General features: G+C 33.2%; 23 protein-coding genes and 1 pseudogene. 14 read left to right on the top strand and 10 right to left on the bottom strand.

What is annotated here, in order from left to right; genetic code table 11:
- From ACJAZK_RS06265 to ACJAZK_RS06245, 5 genes and pseudogenes are all read right to left on the bottom strand, one after another.
- The coding region (locus ACJAZK_RS06265; RefSeq protein WP_415223144.1) for a DUF6146 family protein at positions 1 to 307 on the bottom strand (307 nt) is incomplete at its 3' end.
- A 208-nt stretch (positions 308 to 515) separates the two neighbouring features.
- Positions 516 to 1,151 (bottom strand): annotated as a pseudogene (locus tag ACJAZK_RS06260) (DUF937 domain-containing protein).
- Positions 1,152 to 1,257: 106 nt separating this feature from the next.
- The gene (locus tag ACJAZK_RS06255; protein ID WP_415223143.1) at positions 1,258 to 2,208 is read right to left on the bottom strand and encodes a D-2-hydroxyacid dehydrogenase; all 951 of its coding nucleotides are present in this window, start codon (positions 2,206 to 2,208) and stop codon (positions 1,258 to 1,260) included.
- 124 nt (positions 2,209 to 2,332) lie between these two features.
- Positions 2,333 to 3,394: a 3-phosphoserine/phosphohydroxythreonine transaminase gene (serC, locus tag ACJAZK_RS06250; protein WP_415223142.1), complete on the bottom strand. Its 1,062-nt coding sequence runs from the start codon at positions 3,392 to 3,394 to the stop codon at positions 2,333 to 2,335.
- Between the two features lie 103 nt (positions 3,395 to 3,497).
- On the bottom strand, positions 3,498 to 4,559 hold the full coding sequence (locus ACJAZK_RS06245; RefSeq protein WP_415223141.1) for an acyl-CoA reductase: 1,062 nt from the start codon (positions 4,557 to 4,559) through the stop codon (positions 3,498 to 3,500).
- A 76-nt stretch (positions 4,560 to 4,635) separates the two neighbouring features.
- On the opposite strand from ACJAZK_RS06245, the gene ACJAZK_RS06240 reads away from it, so the two are divergent.
- The 8 genes from ACJAZK_RS06240 to ACJAZK_RS06205 all read left to right on the top strand — a co-directional run bounded on the left by ACJAZK_RS06240 (position 4,636) and on the right by ACJAZK_RS06205 (position 13,608).
- Positions 4,636 to 4,989: a 4Fe-4S dicluster domain-containing protein gene (locus ACJAZK_RS06240; protein ID WP_028871314.1), complete on the top strand. Its 354-nt coding sequence runs from the start codon at positions 4,636 to 4,638 to the stop codon at positions 4,987 to 4,989.
- 122 nt (positions 4,990 to 5,111) lie between these two features.
- A complete protein-coding gene (locus tag ACJAZK_RS06235) occupies positions 5,112 to 5,375 on the top strand; it encodes a hypothetical protein (RefSeq protein ID WP_415223140.1) in 264 nt (87 codons plus the stop codon).
- 371 nt (positions 5,376 to 5,746) lie between these two features.
- Positions 5,747 to 6,841 (top strand): redox-regulated ATPase YchF, encoded by a 1,095-nt coding sequence (gene ychF / locus ACJAZK_RS06230; protein ID WP_415223139.1) that lies wholly within the window; start codon positions 5,747 to 5,749, stop codon positions 6,839 to 6,841.
- Positions 6,842 to 7,381: 540 nt separating this feature from the next.
- Positions 7,382 to 9,235, top strand: a complete 1,854-nt coding sequence (locus tag ACJAZK_RS06225) for a DNA topoisomerase IV subunit B (RefSeq protein ID WP_415223138.1) — start codon at positions 7,382 to 7,384, stop codon at positions 9,233 to 9,235.
- Entirely contained in the window at positions 9,235 to 9,726 is a 492-nt protein-coding gene (locus ACJAZK_RS06220; RefSeq protein WP_415223137.1) for a hypothetical protein, read from the top strand. The genes ACJAZK_RS06225 and ACJAZK_RS06220 overlap by 1 nt, the downstream gene beginning before the upstream one ends.
- Positions 9,719 to 12,391, top strand: a complete 2,673-nt coding sequence (locus ACJAZK_RS06215) for a DNA gyrase/topoisomerase IV subunit A (RefSeq protein ID WP_415223136.1) — start codon at positions 9,719 to 9,721, stop codon at positions 12,389 to 12,391. Before ACJAZK_RS06220 ends, ACJAZK_RS06215 begins: the two co-directional genes overlap by 8 nt.
- Before the next feature lie 107 nt (positions 12,392 to 12,498).
- Positions 12,499 to 13,098 (top strand): Crp/Fnr family transcriptional regulator, encoded by a 600-nt coding sequence (locus tag ACJAZK_RS06210; protein ID WP_415223135.1) that lies wholly within the window; start codon positions 12,499 to 12,501, stop codon positions 13,096 to 13,098.
- An 87-nt stretch (positions 13,099 to 13,185) separates the two neighbouring features.
- Entirely contained in the window at positions 13,186 to 13,608 is a 423-nt protein-coding gene (locus ACJAZK_RS06205; RefSeq protein ID WP_415223134.1) for a thioredoxin family protein, read from the top strand.
- A gap of 337 nt (positions 13,609 to 13,945) precedes the next feature.
- On the opposite strand, the gene ACJAZK_RS06200 is transcribed toward ACJAZK_RS06205, so the two are convergent.
- The 3 genes from ACJAZK_RS06200 to ACJAZK_RS06190 all read right to left on the bottom strand — a co-directional run bounded on the left by ACJAZK_RS06200 (position 13,946) and on the right by ACJAZK_RS06190 (position 15,604).
- Complete coding sequence (locus ACJAZK_RS06200) at positions 13,946 to 14,743, bottom strand: TerC family protein (RefSeq protein WP_415223133.1); 798 nt, start codon at positions 14,741 to 14,743, stop codon at positions 13,946 to 13,948.
- A 1-nt stretch (position 14,744) separates the two neighbouring features.
- Positions 14,745 to 15,131 carry a hypothetical protein gene (locus ACJAZK_RS06195; protein ID WP_415223132.1) on the bottom strand — a complete coding sequence of 129 codons (387 nt, stop codon included), beginning with the start codon at positions 15,129 to 15,131 and terminating at the stop codon, positions 14,745 to 14,747.
- 74 nt (positions 15,132 to 15,205) lie between these two features.
- Positions 15,206 to 15,604: a helix-turn-helix domain-containing protein gene (locus tag ACJAZK_RS06190; RefSeq protein WP_415223131.1), complete on the bottom strand. Its 399-nt coding sequence runs from the start codon at positions 15,602 to 15,604 to the stop codon at positions 15,206 to 15,208.
- A 303-nt stretch (positions 15,605 to 15,907) separates the two neighbouring features.
- Here ACJAZK_RS06190 and ACJAZK_RS06185 point away from each other — a divergent pair, with 303 nt between their 5' ends.
- The 3 genes from ACJAZK_RS06185 (at position 15,908) to ACJAZK_RS06175 (ending at position 18,190) form a co-directional block, all read left to right on the top strand.
- Entirely contained in the window at positions 15,908 to 17,038 is a 1,131-nt protein-coding gene (locus ACJAZK_RS06185; protein WP_415223130.1) for a M14 family zinc carboxypeptidase, read from the top strand.
- 73 nt (positions 17,039 to 17,111) lie between these two features.
- Positions 17,112 to 17,591, top strand: a complete 480-nt coding sequence (locus ACJAZK_RS06180; RefSeq protein ID WP_415223129.1) for an Lrp/AsnC family transcriptional regulator — start codon at positions 17,112 to 17,114, stop codon at positions 17,589 to 17,591.
- 83 nt (positions 17,592 to 17,674) lie between these two features.
- Entirely contained in the window at positions 17,675 to 18,190 is a 516-nt protein-coding gene (locus ACJAZK_RS06175; protein ID WP_415223128.1) for a DinB family protein, read from the top strand.
- Positions 18,191 to 18,247: 57 nt separating this feature from the next.
- Here ACJAZK_RS06175 and ACJAZK_RS06170 read toward each other — a convergent pair whose 3' ends face one another.
- The gene (locus tag ACJAZK_RS06170; protein WP_415223127.1) at positions 18,248 to 18,733 is read right to left on the bottom strand and encodes a hypothetical protein; all 486 of its coding nucleotides are present in this window, start codon (positions 18,731 to 18,733) and stop codon (positions 18,248 to 18,250) included.
- Between the two features lie 147 nt (positions 18,734 to 18,880).
- Here ACJAZK_RS06170 and ACJAZK_RS06165 point away from each other — a divergent pair, with 147 nt between their 5' ends.
- Entirely contained in the window at positions 18,881 to 21,823 is a 2,943-nt protein-coding gene (locus ACJAZK_RS06165) for an FAD-binding and (Fe-S)-binding domain-containing protein (RefSeq protein WP_415223126.1), read from the top strand.
- Here the strand turns inward: ACJAZK_RS06165 and ACJAZK_RS06160 are convergent.
- The gene (locus tag ACJAZK_RS06160; RefSeq protein WP_415223125.1) at positions 21,812 to 22,672 is read right to left on the bottom strand and encodes a UDP-2,3-diacylglucosamine diphosphatase; all 861 of its coding nucleotides are present in this window, start codon (positions 22,670 to 22,672) and stop codon (positions 21,812 to 21,814) included. The genes ACJAZK_RS06165 and ACJAZK_RS06160 overlap by 12 nt on opposite strands.
- Before the next feature lie 188 nt (positions 22,673 to 22,860).
- Here ACJAZK_RS06160 and aroC point away from each other — a divergent pair, with 188 nt between their 5' ends.
- Both aroC and ACJAZK_RS06150 read left to right on the top strand, forming a co-directional pair.
- Complete coding sequence (gene aroC / locus ACJAZK_RS06155) at positions 22,861 to 23,922, top strand: chorismate synthase (protein WP_415223124.1); 1,062 nt, start codon at positions 22,861 to 22,863, stop codon at positions 23,920 to 23,922.
- A gap of 331 nt (positions 23,923 to 24,253) precedes the next feature.
- The gene (locus tag ACJAZK_RS06150) at positions 24,254 to 25,699 is read left to right on the top strand and encodes a dicarboxylate/amino acid:cation symporter (protein WP_415223123.1); all 1,446 of its coding nucleotides are present in this window, start codon (positions 24,254 to 24,256) and stop codon (positions 25,697 to 25,699) included.
- Positions 25,700 to 25,727 lie beyond the last annotated feature (28 nt).

Below are 25,727 nucleotides of genomic sequence, written 5' to 3'. Positions count from 1 at the left end.
GTTCATAAAGGTTTTGGTCATATCGTTGTATTTGCATAACTCTATTGTTCCATTCTATAACCATTTGTTGGTTTCGTGTTTCCATAAAATTTTGAGAATAATAACCTTCTGGTCTGGCAATAGAGGCAAGCCAAAAATTAAAACCAGGTTCAATTATGATAATTTCATATTCAAGGTCATCATTTGCGATGCGCACAATATCTTCTTCAGGTATCTCTGCTTCGATAGTATTGTTAGAAATTATTTTTGATGAACCACAGCTTACAAAGAGCAGCGCTAGAATTAAAAGTTGAGTAATACGTTTCATGGTGTTATTTATAGTTTAAAGTTACAAAAATCAATTTGAAGCAAATCGCTTTCAAAAGTCATTTTCTTATTTTGTTTAACCCAAAAGTATATATGTTGTGTCGCTTAATAAAACGATAATGAGTGAGTGCGACTTATCAATGAGTAAAACCACAAAAAGAAAAGCCAAACATTGTGTTTGGCTTTTATAACTATCTTAAAAACTTAATTTATTTTCCAAAAAGGCCGCCTAATAAACCGCCCAAACCACTCTTTTTATTTGCGTTACCTAACACCATTCCTACAACATCATCAATAATGCTACCATCACCATCACCATCTAATATCTTTTTTAAGAAAATTTGTTCTTCTTGAGCATTACCACTACTAAGTAAGCCTCCTAAAAGTCCGCTGATATCATTTGAGGAACTTACGTTATTTTCTTTCGTTTGTTTTCCTAAAACCCCCATTAAAATAAGAGCTGCTACTTTAAGAATATTTGCGACAGAATCAATATCCACTCCAGATTTCTTAGCAATAATTTTCTCAACACCTTGTTTTTTTGCTTCCAAGGACATGGTTTAAAATTCTATGTCCATCATTTTTTACTTCATCATTAACTCCTTCTCCAAATAAACGCCAAGGTTATCTAAAATATTTCCATCATGCTTACTATTAAGCGCATCCACTAAGCCTTCTGCGCCTTCTGGTGTTGAAACATTTCTCTTCATCGCAGCCATTAAAACTGGCAATGCCATTGTTAATACATCTTGGCTTTTAGTTTGTGGTTGTTTTGTATCGTTTGATACGCCACTAATTATAGATTGACCAAGGTCACTGTTTAATAAGTCTAAGATTCCTGACATGATTTCATTTAAATAAGATTAATAAATGGGTACTTTAGGGTACAAAAAAAAGCCCTAACAATTAGTAGGACCCCTTTTCGACTTAAAAGTCACATTTTATGACGATTTATTTTAAAATACTTATTATTTGATCTGCCAACTCAGTACCAATTCTATCTTGAGCTTCATTAGTTGCAGCCCCAGTATGAGGCGTTAAGGACAGCCCCGAATTCATTAATAATTGAATTTCTGGATTTGGTTCTTTTTCAAAAACATCTAAAGCTGCTCCTAATACTTTGCCACTTTCAATCGCTTTTACTAAAGCAATTTCATTAACAACTCCGCCTCTTGCGGCATTAGCAATAATTACACCATCTTTCATTTGTTTAAAATCTGCTTCGTCAATAACATAATTTTTTTGAGCAGGTACGTGAAGTGTTAAAAAATCTGATTGGTTTAAAACCTCCTCTTTAGAAATCGTGTTAATTTCAAAATTCACTTTTTGACCATCAAAAAAATCAAGCTCCAAATTTACTTTACTTAAGAAAGGATCAAAAGCAATTACTTTCATTCCTGCTCCAAGTGCGACCTTAGCTGTAGCTTGTCCAATACGGCCAAAACCAAGAACACCTAAAGTTTTACCTTTTAATTCTATTCCTTTTGCATAAGCCTTTTTAAGACCTTTAAAGTTAGCATCACCTTCTAAAGGCATGTCACGATTTGAATTATGTAAAAAACGTGCTAACCCATAAAAATGAGCGAAAACTAATTCTGCAACAGAGTGTGAAGACGCTGCAGGTGTATTGATAACTTGTAGTCCTTTGTTACGAGCGTACTCTACATCTATATTATCCATACCAACGCCACCACGCCCAATAATTTTTAGGCTAGGACAGTTGTCAATAATATTTTTTCTTACTGTTGTAGCGCTTCGTACTAATAAAACAGAAATATTATTCTCCTTTATGTAGTTTTCTAGTTGCTCTTGGGCAACAGTGGTAGTGGAGACCTCAAAACCTGCTTTTGTTAACACATCTATTCCGCTTTGTGATACACCGTCGTTTGCTAATACTTTCATATTTAAGTTAAAAGTTAAAAGTTAAAAGCTCAGATAACAATTGAGCAGTCAGCTTAAAATTAAATTTATATTTTTTGAGTCTGAGTAAGCACTGCAAACAGCAAGTACCTAGGGCAAACTTGTTTTACGCTTTGCGTTCTAATTCACTCATGACATCTACGAGCACACCAACACTCTCTAATGGTAATGCGTTATACATAGATGCTCTATAGCCACCAACACTTCTGTGACCACTTAATCCATTGATTCCTGCCTCATTTACCATTGTTTCAAAGGTTTCTTTTAAATCTCCATTGATTAATGTAAATGTAGCATTCATTGTAGAGCGATCTGTCTTTGCTGAAAACCCTTTAAATAATGGATTGAGATCAATTTCAGAATAAATTAATTGTGCTTTTTTATTGTTTTCTTTTTCAATCGCTGCAATGCCTCCTAAGTCCTTTAACCATTCTAGAGTTAGCATTGATGTATAAACCGCAAATACTGGAGGCGTGTTAAACATGCTACCCTTGCTGATCTGCGCTTTGTAATCCATCATTGACGGTATTTGACGAGATACTTTTCCTAAAACGTCTTCTTTGACAACAACTAAAGTCGCTCCTGCAGGACCCATGTTTTTTTGAGCTCCCGCATATATAAGATCAAATTTTGAAAAATCGATTTCACGAGAAAAAATATCACTACTCATATCACAAACCATAGGTGCAGAGGAGTTCGGGAATTCTTTCATTTGAGTCCCAAAAATCGTATTGTTAGAGGTGCAGTGAAAATAATCGGAGTCTGTAGGAATATCATATCCTTTCGGAATGTAATTATAGTTAGCCTCTTTAGAAGAAGCAACTTCAAAAACATCACCATAAATCTTTGCTTGTTTAATAGCATTATCACTCCATGTCCCAGTATTTAAGTAACTAGCACGGTTTTCTAACATATTAAAAGCTACCATTAAAAATTGAGTACTCGCACCTCCTTGTAAGAATAGTGCTTTATATCCTTTTCCTTCTAGGCCTAATAATTCTAATGCTAAAATTCTCGCATTTTCCATAACATCTACAAAAGGCTTGCTTCTGTGTGAAATTTCTAGTAGAGATAAGCCGTTATCAAAATTTATTACAGCTTCAGAAGCTTTTTGTAGAACGCTTCCTGGCAAAATACAAGGTCCAGCGCTAAAATTATGTCTTTTCATGGAAATATTATGTTTCATTTCCGAGAAATCGGAAACCTATTTTATTAATTTTTACAAAGGTCGTAAATTCTATAAAAAAATGTATTAAGAATATGATAATTTATTAACAGATTGTCAACGAAAACGCAATAGTATCAACGTTATCTGCATAATCCCATAAATTTGGTAATTGTGTTTGTCCAAATTTAATTTCGTTGTCTAAAAACCCGCTAGAAACTACACACTGTATGGCATCGCTTTTATCTTTTAAAGTTGCTTTTAATGTTTCTTCGGTCTCATAGTACTCGTAAAACATTGTTGCGATAGGAGAGGACAAGCTTTCGTCTTCTTTAATCATTAGAAACCCGTTTTCTAGCATCTCAAACTGACTCATTAAATATACAGCCTTATTGTAGTCGTAGTTATTAGCGTATTTATTTTCATGGATTATTGGATTCCAATGATACATCGCTTTAAAGAATTTTTGGAAATCATAGTCTTTTGGTACAAATAGTTTTGAAACATTTCTACAACCTAAACCATAATATCTAAATATGTCTTCAGAAAGGGCTATGAGCTCGTCATCACTCTCTTTTCCGGTTAAAATGGCTAAAGAATTTCGATTCTTTCTAATCACCGAAGGTTTATCCTTAAAGTAGTATTCAAAATAGCGTGCTGTATTATTACTTCCTGTGGCAATTACTGCATCATAATTTTCTATTCTGCCTTCTGTAAAAGAGATGCGGCCTTTAAATTTTGGTTCAATATACTCTAAGTATTTTGCTAAAAACGGAAGTAGTTGTTTGTCATTTGAAGATTGCTTTATTAAAACCTTCTGACCAGAAATTAAAACTGACAAAAAATCATGAAAGCCAACTAGAGGAATATTTCCTGCCATTATAATAGCGATTGTCTTTAGATTTTCTGTATCAAAGTTATGCTTTTCTATCCATTTGTTAATATTCTTGTCAGTCAATTGGTTAGACCAACCGTTTAAAGAGAAAAGCACATTCTCTTTTGAAAACCAACCGTTGTGCTCTTGAGCTAATTTTACTTGGTGTTTAAAACCGTCAAAAAACAAATCATTATGTTCAATGTGGTCTTTTTTTTCAAATCCTTCCGAAGAAAACTGGCTTAAAAATTTTCCTAATTTTACAAATGCGTTAATTCTTTGTTGTAAATCCATGTTGGGTTTGGTTATACGATGTTTTGGCTTTATTTTTGCAATTGCAAATTTACGCAAACAAAAAAGATAAATTACTATGGCAATTATTATAACAGACGAATGTATTAACTGTGGCGCATGTGAACCAGAATGTCCAAACACAGCGATATATGAAGGTGCAGATGATTGGAGATATAACGATGGTACGAGCTTAAAAGGAAGTGTTGTTTTGCCAAATGGAAAACAGGTTGATGCAGATGAGGCTCAAGAGCCCATTAGTGACGAAATTTACTATATTTCACCAGATAAGTGTACAGAGTGTGTAGGCTTCCATGACGAGCCACAATGTGCTGCAGTTTGTCCTGTAGATTGCTGTGTTCCTGATGATGATCATGTGGAAACTGAAGAGGTCTTGTTGGGTAAGCAGAAGTTTATGCATCCTGATGGATAGGAAGCTACTGAAATTAATTTAGTATAAATAGTGAAACCCTAAGCTTTGGCTTAGGTTTTTTTTTGTTTCAATATGTAGTTGTGTGTTTTGATATTCTGTTTTAAAAAAAACTAAATTGCTTATTGAGTAGTGTACTGTATTCTTTTGGAGATGCTGATTTTTTAAGCATACTAACTAATGGTCAGGCACCCGCAGTATTTACTTTGAGGTATATAGCATCTGATTTATTCGCGAATTATCAATTAAAAGAAAAGGATTATGTCTCTATTGAATATCCTGCCAATCAATTCGCATGGGCATCCTCTTATTTTACAGTAGATGTTTTATACGGTAGAGTGAATGAGATGGGTTTTTCTCCCTATTCGAAAGTGCTTATCTTAAAATAATAGTAACTAAAGAATGGAAGGTCTTCGAAATTGATATTGAGCAATTTTTAACTGCAGATATGAATAGAAGAATGGTGCTTCTAGCATTTGTTCTTGTGGGAGCTGTTGACAAGATGGTACATGTGCACTCGGTGCAATTTAAAAAAGAGTAGCGCAGATAAGAGTCGAGCGTCTAGATACTAAAGGAGTTTTATTGTCGAAATTGGGATTAATAGCTTCATGAGTAATATAATTTAGAGACACAAGTACAGCGAAATTTACTTAACAATCATTTCAAAAAATATAATCCAATTATTCCACTAATTAACTACATTTGCAGTCGCAAAAAAGAGTTTTCCGTAACTACGGAAACAACCAAATAAATTTACTCGATGAAAGCTGGAATTGTAGGATTACCAAACGTAGGAAAATCAACATTATTTAACTGTTTATCTAATGCCAAGGCGCAAAGTGCAAACTTTCCGTTTTGTACTATAGAACCTAATATTGGCGTAGTTAATGTGCCGGACGCAAGACTTCAAAAATTAGAAGCTTTGGTCAATCCAGAACGTGTATTGCCAGCAACTGTAGAAATCGTAGATATCGCAGGATTAGTAAAAGGCGCAAGTAAGGGGGAAGGTTTAGGAAATCAATTCTTAGGAAATATTCGTGAGACAGATGCTATTCTTCATGTATTGCGTTGTTTTGACAATGATAATATCATTCACGTTGACGGCAATGTAGATCCTATTAGAGATAAGGAAACTATCGATATGGAGTTACAGCTTAAAGATTTAGAGACTGTTGATAAAAAATTAGATAAAGTAAAGCGTGCTGCAAAAACAGGTAATAAAGAAGCTCAGAAAGAAGAAGCCGTTTTATTAAAACTGAAAGCAGGATTAGAGGCTGGAATATCAGTTCGAGCTTTAGAGTTTAGTGATGAAGATCAAGAAGAGTTCGTGAAACCAGCACAATTAATTACTGCTAAACCTGTCATGTACGTTTGTAACGTAGATGAAGAGAGTGCAGTGTCCGGAAATGCTTATGTGGATTTAGTACGTGAAAACGTTAAAGATGAAAATGCTGAAGTTTTAGTATTAGCAGTAGGTACAGAAGCAGATATTACAGAATTAGACGATTACGAAGAGCGCCAAATGTTTTTAGCAGATATAGGTTTAGACGAACCAGGATCTGCAAAATTAATTCGCTCAGCTTATAAATTACTAAATCAGCAAACCTATTTTACAGCAGGTGTGAAAGAAGTTCGTGCTTGGACTGTTAATGTCGGTGCAACTGGACCTCAAGCGGCGGGAGTCATTCATACCGATTTTGAAAAAGGTTTTATCAGAGCAGAAGTTATTGCTTATGAAGATTACGTTGCTTTTGGTAGCGAAGCTAAAGTAAAAGAAGCGGGTAAAATGCGTGTAGAAGGTAAGAACTATATTGTTAAAGATGGTGATGTGATGCATTTCCTGTTCAATGTATAATTAAATTTATTTTAAAAAATATTTTAAAGCCAACGTTTTTGAAAACGTTGGCTTTTGTGTTTTACAAAAAGAATTTCATTGCAATTATTAGAATTGATACAATTGTCAAAGCAAGCATCTAGACCTGTTTTTATTTATCTCGTAATATGGGTTTCCACTAATTTTTAGAATATGAATATTTCAAAATCTCCAACCCATAAATTACTTACTTTTTAATTCAGGTGAAAATAGGAATCTTTAAGTGGTTTTACTTTCTTTTAAAATCATGTATGTCATCTCTAAAAGTCAGTATCATCATAATCCGTATATATGTCAGTTAATTTGGTAGTTATGTTTAATTTAATAGCGATTACTATTTTTTTTATTCTAGAGATATATCCCGAAAAACCTAAAAACAGAGTAGGAGAATTTTAAATTATTTAATTACGGCAAAGTAGTATTCCTTTTTTCATAACTTGTTAATTACTTTGTGTCATCTCTATTCTATTTTTTATAGGGTTATCTTATCTTAGCATTCTATCTAAACTTTTTTCCTATTTTATGTCGCAAGAAACCAAATATACTGAAGATAATATACGCTCGCTTGATTGGAAAGAACATATCCGAATGCGACCAGGAATGTATATTGGTAAATTGGGTGATGGATCGTCTCCAGATGATGGGATTTATATTTTAGTCAAAGAGGTTTTAGACAACTCTATTGATGAATATGTCATGGGAGCTGGCAAGACGATAGAGATTTCCATCCAAGGTAATAAAGTAATTGTTAGAGATTATGGTCGTGGGATTCCGTTAGGTAAAGTCGTTGATGTGGTATCAAAAATGAATACTGGTGGTAAGTACGATTCTCGTGCGTTTAAAAAGTCGGTAGGGTTAAATGGTGTGGGTACCAAAGCGGTAAATGCGTTATCTAATTATTTTAAAGTAGAATCTACTAGAGATGGTAAATCGGCTTCTGCAGAGTTTTCACAAGGTAACCTCGTTAATCAAGATTTGTTAGATGACACTTCTCGACGTAAAGGGACTAAAGTGTCGTTTGTACCCGATGAGGCTATCTTTAAAAACTACAAGTATCGTAATGAGTATGTCTCCAAAATGCTCAAGTACTATGTGTATTTAAATCCAGGATTAACCATTGTTTTTAATGGCGAAAAATATTATAGTGAAAACGGACTTAAAGATTTATTATCAGATAATATTGCCGAAACAGATAGGCTTTATGATATCATCCATCTAAAAGGGGAAGATATTGAGTTGGCGTTAACACACAGTAAAACGCAATACAGTGAAGAATATCACAGTTTTGTTAATGGTCAAAATACAACCCAAGGAGGAACACATTTGGCAGCATATAGAGAAGCTTTGGTGAAAACTATTCGTGATTTCTACGGAAAAAACTACGAAGCGTCAGATATTAGGAAATCTGTAGTGTCTGCCATTTCCATTAAAGTGATGGAACCTATTTTTGAGAGTCAGACTAAAACGAAATTGGGGTCAACAGATATGGGAGGTGATTTACCAACAGTAAGAACTCATATTAATGACTTCTTAAAGCGTTACCTTGACAATTACCTGCACAAAAACCCAGATACTGCGGAAAAGATTCAACGTAAAATCTTACAAGCAGAGCGAGAACGTAAAGAGTTGTCTGGAATTAGAAAACTAGCTAAGGATAGAGCAAAGAAGTCTAACCTTCACAATAAAAAATTAAGAGATTGTCGTGTGCACTTTGGCGATGTAAAGAATCCTAGAAACTTAGAAACGACTTTATTTATAACTGAGGGAGATTCAGCGTCTGGTAGTATTACAAAATCGAGAGATGTGAATACGCAAGCAGTTTTCAGTTTAAAAGGAAAACCATTGAATAGTTACGGTTTGAGTAAAAAAATCGTTTATGAAAATGAAGAGTTTAATCTCTTGCAAGCGGCACTTAATATTGAAGAGTCTTTAGAGGATTTACGTTATAATAATGTTGTTATCGCAACAGATGCAGACGTCGATGGGATGCACATTAGATTATTATTGATTACATTCTTTTTGCAATTCTTTCCAGAAATTATTAAAGAAGATCATTTATATATTTTGCAAACACCGTTGTTTAGAGTTCGTAATAAAAAGAAAACTATTTACTGTTATTCCGAAGAAGAAAAACGCAATGCCTTAGAAGAATTGAAACCAAAACCAGAAATCACTCGATTTAAGGGTCTGGGAGAGATTTCTCCAGATGAGTTTGTGCATTTTATTGGTGATGATATACGATTAGATCCTGTGATGTTAGATAAAGATATGTCAATAGAAGACTTATTGTCTTTTTATATGGGAAAGAACACGCCAACACGTCAAGAATTTATAATCAAGAATTTAAAAGTTGAATTAGATATTATAGACGATTAATGAGAATCAATAATTCAAAAGTTAAAAACACTATCGTATCTGTTTATTTTATTTTAATAGTTTTAGCTATTGTATTTGCAACGATTTTTAAGGCTTTTAGTGATCTAACGTCTAACCCATCGTTAACGTTTATAATAATAACATCTGGTTTTGGTTTACTATTTTTACTCGTTCATTTTATTTCAAAGTATTTCGAATATGATAGTGACGGGGTTAAAGTTGTTGTAAAAAACAGTGGCTTGTTGCTATCAGATAGTTTTAATTATAGAGAAAAGGTATTAGAGTTTGAAAAAATTGATTTATATGCTTATAAATTCAATAATTATTTAGTTTATAGAACTTTGACTTTTTATTTTAAGGACAGTCGAAATAAAAGAAAAGGCGAAACATTTAACGTAACGTTAGTTCCAGGAAAAAAAAGACGATATATTAGACAGTCATTGAGTAAAATGATTAAGACAAACAAAAACTCCCAGAAAATTAATGAGTGAAGATAATAACGATATTATAGACAATCAAGACGAACCACAAGAGAGCATTACTAGAGTTACAGGGATGTATAAGGACTGGTTTCTTGATTATGCGTCATATGTGATTCTTGAGCGTGCAGTGCCGGCTATCGAAGATGGTTTTAAGCCAGTACAGCGACGTATTATGCATTCTATGAAAGATTTAGATGACGGTCGTTATAATAAGGTTGCAAATATAGTTGGTCACACGATGCAATATCATCCTCACGGAGATGCCAGTATTGCAGACGCTATGGTGCAGATTGGTCAAAAAGATTTATTGATTGACACACAAGGAAACTGGGGGAATATTCTCACGGGTGACAGAGCAGCGGCAGCGCGTTATATTGAAGCGCGGATTTCTAAATTTGGCTTAGATGTTGTTTACAATCCTAAAATTACACAATGGCAATCTAGCTATGATGGTCGTCGTAAAGAGCCTATTAATCTCCCTGTGATGTTTCCTCTATTACTCGCTCAAGGAGGAGAAGGAATTGCTGTAGGTTTATCTACTAAAATATTACCTCATAATTTTATTGAGCTCATCGATGCTTCTATAAAGCATTTAAACGGGAAACGCTTTACAATTTATCCTGATTTTACAACAGCTGGTATTGCTGATATATCTAATTATAATGACGGACTGAGAGGCGGAAAAGTGAGAGTACGTGCAAAAATTTCACAATTAGAAAAAAACACCTTAGTAATTACTGAAATTCCTTTTGGCACAAACACTTCGTCGTTGATAGATTCAATTTTGAAAGCTAATGACAAAGGAAAAATTAAGATTAAGAAAATTGAAGATAATACAGCTGCAAATGTTGAGATTTTAGTGCATTTACCTGGTGGGATATCACCAGATAAAACCATAGACGCTTTGTATGCATTTACTAATTGTGAATATTCTATATCACCATTAGGATGTGTAATTGAAGATAATAAACCCTTATTTGTTGGAGTTACTGAAATGTTGAGGAGATCAACGGATAATACAGTACAACTTTTAAAAAGCGAATTAGAAATTAAGCTTAGTGAATTTGAAGAGCAATGGCATTTTGCATCTTTAGAGCGTATTTTTATTGAAAAACGTATCTATCGTGATATTGAAGAAGAAGAAACTTGGGATGGCGTTATTAATGCTATTGATAAAGGTTTGCAACCACATATAAAACATTTGAAACGTGCTATCACAGTGGAGGATATTACACGTTTAACAGAAATTAGAATTAAGCGTATCTCTAAGTTTGATATTGATAAAGCACAACAAAAGATAGATGCATTAGAGGATCAAATTGCTGAAGTGAAACATCATTTAGCAAATCTAATTGCTTATGCTATTGCCTATTTTGAACGTCTCAAAAAAGAGTATGGTGAGGGAAGAGAGCGTAAAACAGAATTGAGGGCTTTTGAAGATGTTGACGCGACTAAGGTTGTTATTCGTAATACAAAATTGTACGTAAATAAATCTGAAGGGTTTATCGGTACCTCACTACGTAAAGATGAATATGTGTGCGACTGTAGTGATATTGATGATATTATCGTATTTACCAATGATGGTAAAATGATGGTTACGAAAGTTGATAGTAAAACTTTTATAGGTAAAGATATTATTCATGTTGCAGTCTTTAAAAAGAAAGACAAGCGAACCATTTATAATATGATCTATCGTGATGGTGCTAAAGGAGCAACGTTTGTCAAACGTTTTGCTGTGACATCAATCACTAGAGATAAAGATTACGATTTAACTAATGGAGCAAAAAACTCTAAACTTTGGTATTTCTCTGCAAATCCAAACGGAGAAGCTGAGGTGATTACAATATTCTTAAGACAAGTTGGTAGTATCAAAAAATTAAAATGGGATCTAGATTTTGCAGAAGTACTTATAAAAGGTAGAGCCTCTAAAGGGAATACTGTGACTAAGTATCCTATTAAAAAAATAGAATTAAAAGAAAAAGGGGTGTCTACGTTAAAACCTCGTAAAATATGGTTTGATGATACGGTTCAACGTCTTAATGTTGACGATAGAGGTGATCTTATTGGAGAATTTAGAGGTGAAGATCGACTATTGATTATCACACAATCAGGAAACGTAAAAACGATTCTTCCTGAGTTAAGTACACATTTTGATGATGATATGATTGTTTTGGAAAAATGGATTCCGAAGAAACCTATATCTGTCGTTTATTATAATGGTGAAAAAGAAATGTATTATGTAAAGCGTTTCTTAATAGATAATGAAGGGAAAGAAGAATCATTTATATCAGAACATCCAGATTCTCAGCTAGAAATTGTTTCTACAGATTGGAAGCCAATGGCAGAGATTGAATATAAAAAAGAACGAGGAAAAGATAGAAAGGACAATGAGACCATTAACCTAGAAGCGTTTATTTCTATTAAAGGTATTACAGCGTTAGGTAATCAATTAACAAAAGAGAAGATCAATCTAGTTAGTTTATTAGAGCCTTTACCTTATGATGCTCCAGAAGAGATTTCTGCGGAAGATATTGAAGTTATTGATGAGACTATAGAAAGTTCTTCTGACCATTTTGATCGTCCTTCAATTTCCGAAGAAAAACCGAGCGCGTCATCAAAAAGTAAAAATAAAGATGATGATGCAGGTGATAAAGGGCAGGCGACTTTGTTTTAACCACTATTATGACTACAAAAGAGTTATTAAATAACTAGTATAGTTTCAATAATCAAGATCTTTTTTTTGAATTACCAGACGCCATTTGTAACGTTATTAAATCAAATATGGTTACTATTTGTTTTAAAGCAGGTCAGCCAATTTTTATAGCAGCAGAAAAGGCTAAGGGCGTTTATAGAGTAAAAAACGGGAAAGTAAAGAAGTCTGCGTTAACAAGCTTTGGAGCACAACATATTTTTTATATCTGTAAGGAAAATGAATATCTAGGTTATCACGCTGTTTTAAGCCAAGAGTTATATGCAGATTGCGCAATAGCCCTTTCAGATTGTGAAGTTGATTTTATTGCAGAAAAAGATTTTCTTAAAGCAGTAAACACATCACATCTATTATCGCGACGTCTTTTAAAGAACTTGAGCCATGAGTTTAGTGTGTTTCTAAATGCTACAAAATTTTTAGCTAAACATACTGTAAGAGAACGTTCAGCATTAAACTTGTTGATTCTAGAGAGTAAATTTCAAAACGAGATTGAAACTGAAACTGAAATTATAATTAATAGAAATGATTTAGCTAGCATGGTAGGCACAGCAAAGGAGTCTATCGTAAGAATGCTGAAAGATTTTAAAGAAGAGCAGCTCATTACAACAAAACGAAGTCGTATTTATATAAAAGATTATGAAGGTTTGATAAAAATAGCAAATTTCAAATAAGCTTAGGTATAGAGGTTGATAAATATCAATGTAAGGTTACGTAAAGTATTACGTTTAATGATTTAATTTTGAACCTTATTATGAAATATGAAAAAAATGATATGTATTGTATTGTTGTTTTTTGAAACACATACAATTGTTAACGCTCAAAGCTGGCTCACGGATTTTGAAAAGGCAAAATCTTCTGCAAAGGTCACTAGCAAAAAAATAGTATTGGTCTTTCAAGGTTCAGACTGGTGTGCGCCTTGTATCAAATTAGATAAAGATATTTGGGATACAGAAGTATTTAAAGCCTATTCAAAAGATCACTCTGTGATGTTAAAAGCTTATTTTCCTAAGCGAAGTAAAAACGCCTTAGCTAAAGAACAGCAAGAACATAACGGTAAATTAGCTGAAACTTATAATAAAAATGGGTGTTTCCCTTTTGTTGTAGTATTAGATGAGAACGGTAAAGTTTTAGGGTCTACAGGGTATAAAAAACGTCACCTTCAGAATATATTAAGATTTTAGAATCTTTTAAATCGTAATGATTTTGAAACATTTTTCAATAATTTTACGATATATCCATCATACCGTTTTTATAACCAAATAGTATCAGATTATTTTGATATATATGAAGGACATTTATCTATTGATGAATCTTATACATCAGATTTTGATTTATCTAAATACAGCGCAAATCAATTTAGCTTCGGAGCCTTTTATAAAGATATATTTACGAAGTTTCATATTTAGAAACTGGGCTTAAAAAGTATTGATTTAAAATATACCGAGTATGATAGAGATAATACTTTAAGTGCTAATATCATCACTGCAGGGTTTAAATTTGTGATGGATTAGTGCGTTCTCAAGATTTCTTCTTATTATTTTTATTTATTCTGGAATTCAACACTTCTATAAATAACGAAAAAGCAATAGCAAAATAGAGATAGCCCTTTGGTATGGAACCCACTTTATTGCCAAAGAACTCTGTGTTTGATAGATGAGCAGCTTCTGTAATTAGCATAAAACCTATTAAAATTAAGAACGCGAGCCCTAGCATTTGAATACTTGGATTGGTATCAATAAATTTTCTAATTGGATTAGCGAAACCTATCATTATTCCAATAGAAATCACAACCGCAATAATCATTAGCACCAATGTGTAATTATGATTAGGGTGCAAGCCATTGGTTAGTCCTACAGCTGTTAAGATAGAGTCTATTGAAAAAATAAAATCAATAATTAGTATTTGTACTATAGCGTTTGACAATGATTTTATCTTTTTACCTTTTATTTCGTCTTTATCGTGTTCTGGATAGGTTACTTTTTCTCTAATTTCAGACGTGCTTTTGTAGATTAAAAAAAGTCCACCAGCAAATAGAATAATGGCTTGCCAGCTTATGTGGAGTTCAAGCCAGCTTGTTTCTAAATTATAAAAAGGTGTTGATAGGCCTACTAGAAATGATACGAAAAACAATAAGATAATGCGTTGTACCATTGCTAAGAGTAAGCCAATGTTTGTCGCTTTATTTCGTTGGTGCTCGGGCAGCTTGTTTGCAGCAATAGAAATAAAAATAATATTATCGATACCTAAGATGATTTCTAAAAACGTCAATGTTAATAATGCCATTATAGCATCACTGGTGACTAGAAAATCTAACATATTATTTTATTTTTTTTGCGCTTCCTTTCTCAACACGCTTCTTTTTATAAGGATCTTTTACTGCTAATTGGTATTCAAATGTGTACGAGTCTTTAGCCGTAGTAAGGATTTTAATATGAATCGCTTTTTCTTCGTTTTTGTTTCTAGGATTTATTTTCTTCTGAATAAACTCACAATCATTAATCCATCGTATGGAAGCAGAATCTATTTTGTTTTCAAAAAAATCAATATTTAAAGTCTCTGTACGAACAAAACTTCCTGTTTTTTCAATACCATCAACAACGTATTCAAATTCAAAAGTGCCTGTTTTAAAGTCAGAGCAATTCCTTTCTGTTTGAAAACAACTTAAACATAAAAGGGATAAGAGAAGAAGTAGACTTTTTTGCATTTTTACAATTTTCAACAAAATTACAAAACAGATTGTGATTAATGTGAGTAACGTATTTGAAAATTTTTATAAATTTAATATGATTCCTCAAAATTTTTAAATGTACCATCTTTATAAAAAATAACAATACGTTCAATTGTTTTGTCTTCAGATATAAGAGTACTCGAAATTTGTGAGGTGGATTTTAGATTTGAAGTAGGACTATTTTTTTCTTCGGAAACTTTGAGTTTCTGATTCTGATTTGGTAGAGCTGGAAATTTTCCTTTACCGTTCATCAGCCAATACAATTCAACTTCAGGAAATGAAGAAAGCACCTTTAAAACAAAATCTAAACTTGGCTTGTTTCTGCCTGATAATATGTGCGAAATACTAGAGCGCTGAACACTTATTTTTTCGGCAAATGAAGATGCTGATTCGCCGTAGAAATCTATAACTTTTTGGAGTCGTTTTGTAAATTCTTCGTTGTTTATCATTGTAAACTATAAAGTTTAATATTGTAACGTTACAAATGTAAACATATTACTCTTGATTCTCTAATAGAACTAAGACTATTGTGTTTTTAATTAAATATAAGGTTTATATATGTATAGTTAATGTTCTGAATAAATGATATTTAAATTAAAAAAAATTATATCTTATGTTATTTAAAATTATTAATCGCATTTGGTGATGGTTTTGTGAATTTTTGATCTCTGTTAAGTGAAATATTTAGAACAATACGTGTTTACAATTGTAAAACATCAAATGTTTATATTTGTATTTGATATACCAAAAGAATGGAAAATAAAACACTGAAAACACTATTTGAAATACATAAAGAATTATCCCTTTTTGGGCGATATATTCATAGTCAAAACATAGCTCCTCTTCTTGATAAATTGAAAGATAAAATGCGCGTAATCGAAGTTGGTGCTTCTGTAAATGGACTGCCAATTCATAGTATTACTTTTGGCTCTGGCGAAAAAAAAATATTAATGTGGTCCCAAATGCACGGTAATGAAAGCACAACAACGAAGGCTGTTTTTGATATGCTTAATATTTTTTTAGAAGAAAATCATGAGATGGAGCATATTTTAGCGAGTTGTTCAATTTGCATAATTCCGATACTTAATCCAGATGGTGCTGAATTATATACACGGCTTAATGCAAATAAAATTGATTTAAATAGAGATGCTCAGGATTTGTCGCAACCAGAAAGTATTGTCTTGCGTAAGGTTTTTGAGGATTTTGCACCAGACTTTTGCTATAATCTACATGGTCAACGCACGATTTTTAGTGCTGGAAATACTAATAAATCTGCTACAGTGTCATTTTTATCGCCTTCCCAAAATCCTGAACGAACAATAACAACAACGAGAAAGAAGGCTATGGAGGTTATTTCTGTTATGAATGTAAATCTTCAGCAGCACATAGAAAATCAAGTTGGCATATATGACGATATCTTTAATGTCAATTGCGTAGGAGATGCGTTTCAGGCTTCTAATGTCCCTACGATGCTGTTTGAGGCAGGACATTACGCAAATGACTATTATAGGGAGCGCACTAGAGAGTTTATCTTTCAATCTCTAATAGTCTCTTTAGATTATATAGCTTCACATACAATTACGGGTGATTATTGTGGCGCTTATTTTAACATACCTCAAAACGAAAAACGATTCTATGATATTATAATTAGAAATGTAAAAGGTGGCGACGTAGCGCTACAATATTTTGAGTCTTTAGTAGATAGCGTCCTGGTTTTTGTGCCGAAAATTGAGAGAATTTCAGATTTGAGTGGTTTTTTTGGGCATAAAGAGATTGATGCTAATGGTTCTGGTGCTTTTGGAGAGAGTTATGCGACTTTAAAAGTGGGTGACGAAATCGATTTCGTAATGATAAATGATGAAAAATTCTCATTTAAAGTGTAAAATAATTGGTTTTATATGCGATATCATTAAAGAAAATGCATTATTTTTGCTTAAAATTTAACAAAAAGTAAAAATGGCAAAATTCAAATTAGATGAAGTAGATCATCAAATTTTAGACATGTTAATTGATAATACAAGAATTCCTTTTACTGATATTGCTAAAAAATTAGTGATTTCTGCAGGAACTGTTCATGTTAGAGTAAAGAAAATGGAAGAGGCAGGGATTATTCGTGGGTCCTCGCTGACTTTAGATTATTTGAAACTTGGCTATTCATTTATTGCTTATGTTGGTGTGTTTTTGAATAACACCTCTCAGACAAAATTTGTTTTAGAGCGTATTCAAGAGATTCCATATGTAACCGTTGCGCATATTACTACTGGTAAATTTAATATTTTCTGCAAAGTAAGAGCAAGAAACACATCTCATGCTAAAGATATTATTTTCATGTTAGATGATATTGATGGAATTTATAGAACAGAGACTATGATTAGTCTTGAGGAGAGTATTAATGATAAAAAGCGTTTAATGCATACCATTTTTAACGAATTATAATGCGTTAAGTATTTATAAAATCAGCTCTTCATTACCTTTGTATTGAAGGGTTTTTTATTACTTTTATTTTAAAGAGTTTAGCTATGACAAAAGAAGATTTATCTATAAATGAGTACAATCCTTATTACCAGCAGTATATTCAAAAAGCAGGAGATGTATCAATTTCAGTAGGCTTAAAAGATAATGGGGATGCAACTGTTCTTTTTTTGGAGTCAATTCCTGAAGAAAAATTAGAATCCCGCTATCAGGAAGGGAAGTGGACGATAAAAGAAATTATTCAACACCTTATTGATACAGAGCGCGTGTTTGCTTACAGGGCATTGTGTATTGCGAGAAAGGATAAAACATTGTTTCCTGGTTATGATCAAGACGCATACGTTGTATCATGTGAAGCCAATAAGAGATCTATGTCTAGTTTAATGAATGAATATAAGACTGTTAGATTAGCAAGTATTATTATGTTTGAGAGTTTTTCTTATGGTATGCTTACGCGAATTGGTGTTGCTAGTAATAGTCATTTGTCACCTCGTGCTGTCGCTTTTATTACTATTGGTCATGAAAATCATCATTGCGAAATAATTAAAGAACGTTATTTGTAAAAAAAAAAGCTACTTCAAACGAAGTGGCTTTTTTTTGATTTCTTTTTTAGCTATAAATTAGAATCGATATCTCACACCTAATGCGATATCAAAATCTAAATCATCTCTAAAATCACCAAATCCAAATTCTGGTCTAGCATCAAGAGATAACTGTAAAGGGAAATCGAAATTATATTCTATCCCAATATTACCTGCAGCAAATAAAAATGTTTCACTGTCATCATTGTTATCATTGAAAGGTCTGTCAAAGCTATAAGATCCTATTCCACCACCAACGCCGGCGTACCAATTAAAGTCGCCTTCAAGTACCCAAACCCATTGGTAAATCCCAGCAAGTTTAAAACCATCATATCCATTTCCGCTTCTAAGCCCAAGATCAATTTCTACCCGATTATTATCTCTAAGTCCTCTTTGGTAAGAAATCTCAGCGCCAAAACCATCACTATCGCCTAATCTTAAACCGATGGCATTTTCTGATATGTCTTGAGCATTTACTGTTGTAAAGCACGTTAAAGCTAATACGACTAAAAATAATTTTTTCATAAAATTTGAGTTTATATTGGTATTAATTACTAAAAAGACCTCTATATAGGTCAATTGTTACAGTTTCATATTAACTTAGCAAATATAACGCCAAAATAGCTGTTTTATTATGTTTATTTTTAGCTTTATAAGAACACTTATGTCTCTATGATTAGCACTTCAGAACTTCATGCTTTGGCCTCTCAAATAGAAGGCGAATTATATTTTGATGACTTAATGAAAACACTTTACGCTACAGACGCGTCTGTATATCGTATGTTGCCATTAGCGGTTGCTTTACCAAAAAACAGTAAGGATATTATAGCTCTTATTAATTTTGCTAAGCATTATAATACCTCGTTAATTCCGAGAACTGCTGGCACCTCGCTTGCGGGACAATGTGTGGGAGAAGGTATAGTTGTTGATGTCTCTAAGTATTTTAATAAGATTCTTAATATTAGCGAGAAGGAGCAGACTGTTACTGTGCAGCCAGGAGTTGTAAGGGATGAGTTAAACAGGTATTTGAGACCTTTTGGGTTGTTTTTTGGTCCTAACACATCAACGTCAAATAGATGTATGATTGGTGGTATGGTTGGAAATAATTCCTCTGGTTCAACATCTATTAAATATGGCGTAACACGAGATAAAGTTTTAGAGTTACAGACCATATTGAGTGATGGAAGTTGTGTTGTTTTTAAAGATTTAACTTCGGAAGAGTTTGATCAAAAACAAACATTAAACACTTTAGAAGGTGATATTTACCGAACGGTAAAATTTGAATTATCATCTAGAGAGGTTCAAAAACAAATAGAGTCCAACTTCCCTAAGCCTGAAATACATCGCAGAAACACAGGATATGCAATAGATGAATTGATTAAAACCGAAGTGTTTTCTGATTCGTATTTAGGTATAACAGAGAAAAAAAAACCATTTAATTTTTGTAAGCTTTTGTCAGGAAGCGAAGGCACGTTGGCATTCACAACACAAATCACATTAAAATTAGACGTCTTACCTCCAGTAAATAGTGTAATGGTTGCTGCGCATTTTGATGCGATTGATAAGTGCATGGATGCTGTAACTATTGTGATGAAGCATAATCTTTTTGCTTGTGAAATGATGGATAAAATCATTTTAGATCTTACAAAGCATAATAAAACACAGCAAGAGAATAGGAAATTTATTAAGGGAGATCCAAAAGCAGTTTTAATTTGTGAGCTTAGAGAGGATGCTCTTAAAACATTAGATGAGAAATCTCAGGAGTTAGTTAACGCTTTAGAAAATTCAGGATTGAGTTACGCAAACCCTCTGCTTAAGGGCGATGATGTAGATAAAGCAAATGAGTTACGGAAAGCAGGACTAGGTTTATTAGGTAATATGATTGGGGATGAAAAGGCTGCCGCATGTATTGAAGATACAGCAGTTGCACTTGATGATTTATCTAGTTATATCAAGGATTTTTCAAAATTAATGGAAACCTATAATCAGAAACCAGTGTATTATGCGCACGCTGGAGCTGGAGAGTTGCATTTGCGTCCGATTTTAAATTTAAAAAAGAAAAAGGATGTTGAATTATTTAGAAGTATTACAACAGATGTAGCGCATTTAGTGAAGCGTTATCAGGGCTCTATGAGCGGAGAGCATGGAGATGGTATTGTTCGTGCAGAGTTTATTCCTTTGATGATTGGAGATGAAAATTATAATATTTTAAAACGAATTAAATCTGTTTTTGATCCACAAAATATATTTAATCCAGGAAAGATTGTCAATGCCTATCCAATGGATAAGTCATTGCGTTATGAGATCAACAGGATAGAACCAGAAATAGAAACCTTTTTAGATTTTTCGTCGTCTAAGGGGATTCTTCGAGAAGCTGAGAAATGTAACGGTTCTGGGGACTGTAGAAAGTTACCTGAGTTTGGAGGAACAATGTGTCCTAGTTATCGGGCGACTCGAAACGAGAAAGACACAACTAGAGCAAGAGCAAATGCTTTGCGTGAGTTTTTGACACATTCTGAAAAACCAAATAAGTTTAATCAGAAAGAGTTAAAAGATGTTTTTGACTTGTGTTTGAGTTGTAAGGCGTGTGCTAGCGAATGTCCAAGTAGTGTAGATGTCGCAAGTTTAAAAGCAGAGTTTCAATACCAATATCAGAGAGCAAATGGCGTCAGTTTGCGCACAAAATTGTTTGCTTATAACAATCAACTCAATGGTCTCGGAAGTCTATTTCCTAGGGTGACGAATTTTGTGTTTTCAAACAAATGGACCTCTTTTTTATTAAAAAAAATGGCTGGAGTTGCTCTAGAAAGGTCACTTCCTTTAATTTCAAATAAAAGTTTAAGTAATGTTATTCAAGTATCTAAAAATAAAATAGATACTATAAAATATATTAAAGAAATTTATCTCTTTAATGATGAATTCACCAATCACTTAGATACATCAATAGGTATAGATGCCATAGACCTTTTAAAAGCCTTAAATTATAAAGTAACGCTTGTCGAACATTCCGAATCTGGACGTTCATTTTTATCAAAGGGGTTGTTAGAACAAGCTAAAGAATTTGCAAATAAAAACGTATCTATTTTTAAAGATTTAGTCTCAGAAAGCACACCATTAATAGGCATAGAGCCTTCGGCAATTTTAACTTTTAAAGATGAATACTTGAGGTTGGTAGATGATAAGACTTCCGCAGAAAAAATAGCAAAGCATACGTATTTGATAGAAGAATTTATTCAAAATGAAATAGAATTAGGTCATATCAATTCAGCACAATTCACTTCCGAAGAAAAAACAATAAAATTTCATGGACATTGTCATCAAAAGGCATTGTTAAATCAGTCGTCAAGTTTTACGGTATTAAATCTGCCAAAAAATTACAAAGTAACTATTATTCCCAGTGGTTGTTGTGGTATGGCTGGAAGTTTTGGTTATGAAAAAGAACATTATGATGTGAGTATGCGAATTGGCGAGCAGACCTTGTTTCCGGTAGTTCGAAAAGCTAATGATGATGTTCTAATTTCAGCAAATGGGACGAGTTGCAGGCATCAAATTAAAGATGGCACGCAACGTGAAGCTTTACATCCCATTACTATTCTTAGGCGATCACTTATTTAGAGGTTTAGTTGTCTTCTTTTTTTGTTCTATTATAGTAATAGCTGCAATTAAATCTTTAACTTCCATCTCTTTTACATCTTGATCTGCATAAAATGCTCTTAATTTATCAGTATTGTAAGTATAGAGTTTCCAGCGCTTAAACTGATATTCTAGGGCTGTAAAGTTTTCTACCCAATCACCAGAGTTTAGATACGTGGTTTTGCCATGTTTGTTTTCTATGGTGATCATTTTTGGTTGATGTATATGTCCGCAAATAACATAGTCATAACCCTTTTCGATAGCTAAATCTGTAACGACTTTTTCAAAATCATTTATATATTTTATGGCACCTTTGACACTGTTTTTTATTTTCTTGGATAGCGAGTATCTTTCTTTCCCCATTTTTTCTAAGCACCAATTAATGAATTGATTAAGAAGAATGAGCAAATCGTAGCCATAACCGCCTAATTTTGCTAACCATTTAGCATTTTGAATAGACACGTCAAAAATGTCACCATGAAAAACCCAAGCACTTTTTCCATCAAGTTTTAATATAGCTTTATCAACAATTGATATATTGCCTATAGAAGTATCACTAAATTTTCTTAGCATTTCATCATGATTACCAGTGACATAAATGATTTCAACTCCATCTGCAGCCATATCCATGATTTTTTTAATAACTCTTAAATGTGACTTGGGGAAATACCGTTTTTTAAATTGCCAGATATCAATAATGTCGCCATTTAAAATGAGTTGTTTTGGGGAGATGCTGCTGAGATACGTTAATAATTGTTTCGCATGACATCCATAAGTCCCTAGATGCACGTCAGAAATAACAACAACTTCTACTTTACGCTTCGTTTTCAAGATGTACTATTAATTTATAATACAAAGAAATTAATTTGATTTTTAATGAAAGAATTTCCGTAATTAACAAACAATCAGCAAATTGTTAACTAATTGTTACGTGATTTCACTTTGGAAATAGGACGCTTTATGGGATTCTGTTTTTGTTTCTCTATTTTTACAAGTACTTTAGCGTAAAATCTTAGTTTATGGCAGGAAATTCCTTCGGAAATATTTTTAAACTCACCACATTTGGTGAGTCTCATGGTGTAGCAATTGGTGGGATAATTGATGGCTGTCCTCCAGGAATACAACTAGATTTTGATGCCATTCAAAATGAAATGAATAGACGTAAACCTGGACAATCTAATATTGTTACGCAGCGAAAAGAGCCAGATACTGTTGAGTTTTTATCAGGAATTTTTGAAGGTCAAACCACAGGCACTCCCATTGGTTTTGTAATTAAGAATACCAACCAAAAGTCAAAAGACTATTCACACATAAAGGATGTTTATCGACCAAGCCATGCAGATTATACTTATGAGAAAAAGTATGGTGTGCGTGATTATAGAGGAGGTGGACGGAGTTCTGCACGTGAAACTGCGTCGAGAGTTGTTGCTGGAGCGATTGCTAAGCAGTTTTTGAGTTCGATACAAATTAATGCGTATACATCATCTGTAGGAGACATATTTCTAGAGAAACCGTATCAAGAGTTAGACTTTTCTAAGACTGAAAGTAATGCTGTTCGTTGTCCAGATGACGCAACTGCAGAACAAATGATTACCAAAATTAAAGAAATTAAAAAAGAAGGTAACACCATTGGAGGTACAGTAACTTGTGTATTGCAAAATGTGCCTATAGGATTAGGTGAACCAGTATTTGATAAACTCCATGCAGAATTAGGAAAAGCAATGCTCTCTATAAATGCAGTTAAAGGTTTTGAATATGGCAGCGGATTTTGTGGTTCTCGAATGAAAGGAACTGAGCATAACGATTTATTCAATGAAGATGGTACAACGAAAACTAATCTGTCTGGAGGTATCCAAGGCGGTATTAGTAATGGGATGGATATCTATTTTAGAGTAGCGTTTAAGCCCGTTGCAACTGTGATTCAAAAGCAAGATACGCTAAATAGTTCTGGTGATATTATAGAAATGCAAGGTAAGGGCCGTCATGATCCTTGTGTTGTACCAAGAGCAATACCAATTGTAGAAGCCATGGCAGCATTGGTTATTGCAGATTTTTATTTACTTAATAAAATGTACAATTAATTCCTGCGAAGGCAGGAATCTCCTAATAAAACGAAGCGTTGACTTAGCAATACAAGAATACAGAAAAACGTAAATAGGAACCGCTAACAGATAGCGAAATTTTTATATTTATTTTTTTCCTAGTTCAGGTCATAAGAGTCGATTTTGAGAATGATGAGCTTAATAAAGTTGAATATGCTCAATTTATTCAATATGTGTTTTAAAAAAAGTTGGAGCACGCAGGAGTAGTAGGACGATACGGTAAAATTTTATATTTCGTACTAATAGTTATTATTTAGTTCATTATTGAAAATTATAGATAGAATAAAAGATTATAAATCTTAAAATATATATGAAAAAACTAGCATTACACTGGAAAATTTTAATTGGAATGACTCTAGGTGTCATGTGGGCATTAGTATCAAGCTCAATGGGATGGAGTCAATTTACAATCAATTGGATTGATCCTTTTGGAACCATTTTTATCAATCTTTTAAAATTAATTGCAGTTCCTTTAGTTTTGTTTTCTATTATAAGCGGTGTTGCTAATATTGGTGATCCAGCAAGTTTAGGTCGCATGGGCGGAAAGACGCTTGGTATTTATTTAGTAACTACGGTTATGGCGATTTCATTGGGACTATTACTCGTAAATGTCGTGAAACCAGGGAAGCTTATTGATGAGCAAAGTAGAATTGATAATCGAATTAGCTATGAAATCTGGGCTGATTCCCAAGGCTATGAAATTAAGGATGGTATAAATTATCTTCAAGATCCAGCGTTTTTTAAGCGTGCACAAGAAATTTCGAAATTATCTAATAGTGAGCTCAAGGAAGCTGCAGTAGCAGATAAAATGGAAAGTGTGAACAATAAAAAAGATAGCACACCTTTACAACCTTTAGTGGATATAGTACCTAGTAATTTTTTCTATTCATTATCTAGTAACGGTCTAATGCTTCAAATTATATTTTTTGCAGTGTTCTTTGGTGTTTGTTTACTTTTTATTCCTTCAGAGAAGTCTAAACCTGTTCTAAATCTTGTTGACGGAGTTAATGAAGTTTTTTTAAAAATGGTAGATGTTGTGATGCAAGCTGCTCCGTTTTTCGTTTTCGCATTGTTGGCAGGAGTAGTTTCTAAAATGGCAGGAGACGATATTGGTAAGGTCGTAGAAATTTTCAAAGGGTTGAGTTGGTACTCACTTACCGTTTTGGCAGGATTATTATTAATGATTTTTGTAATTTATCCAGTCATCTTAAAGCTGTTTGTTAAAAAAATCCCGTACTCTGGGTTTTTTAAGTCAATGGGGCCAGCGCAGACATTGGCGTTTTCAACATCTAGTAGCGCCGCAACGCTTCCTGTGACCATGGAGTGTGTGGAGCAAAATTTAGGTGTCAACAAGAAAGTAAGTAGTTTTGTGCTTCCAATTGGAGCTACGGTTAATATGGATGGAACAAGTTTATACCAAGCTATAGCTGTTATTTTTCTTGCCCAAATGCACATGATTGATCTTACAATTGCACAACAAGTTACTGTTGTCTTAACTGCAACTCTTGCGTCTATAGGCTCTGCAGCTGTTCCAAGCGCAGGTTTAGTTATGCTTATTATTGTTTTGGATTCTGTTGGGTTAAATCCAGCCTGGATTGCTATAATATTTCCAGTAGATAGAATATTGGACATGTTTAGAACCGTTGTGAATGTAACTGGAGATGCAACAGTATGTTCAATAATTGCTGATGGTGAGGGTATGTTAGATTATAAAGAGGATACTAATCCTACTGAAACTTTTGATTTAGATTCATAATCTGTTTTAGAAACTGTCAATTATTCTT

It is taken from the genome of Psychroserpens sp. (genome assembly GCF_047633235.1).
GTDB lineage: Bacteria > Bacteroidota > Bacteroidia > Flavobacteriales > Flavobacteriaceae > Psychroserpens.
The sequence above is the reverse complement of the archived record's forward strand: the minus strand, read 5'-3'. Positions and strand labels throughout refer to the sequence as shown.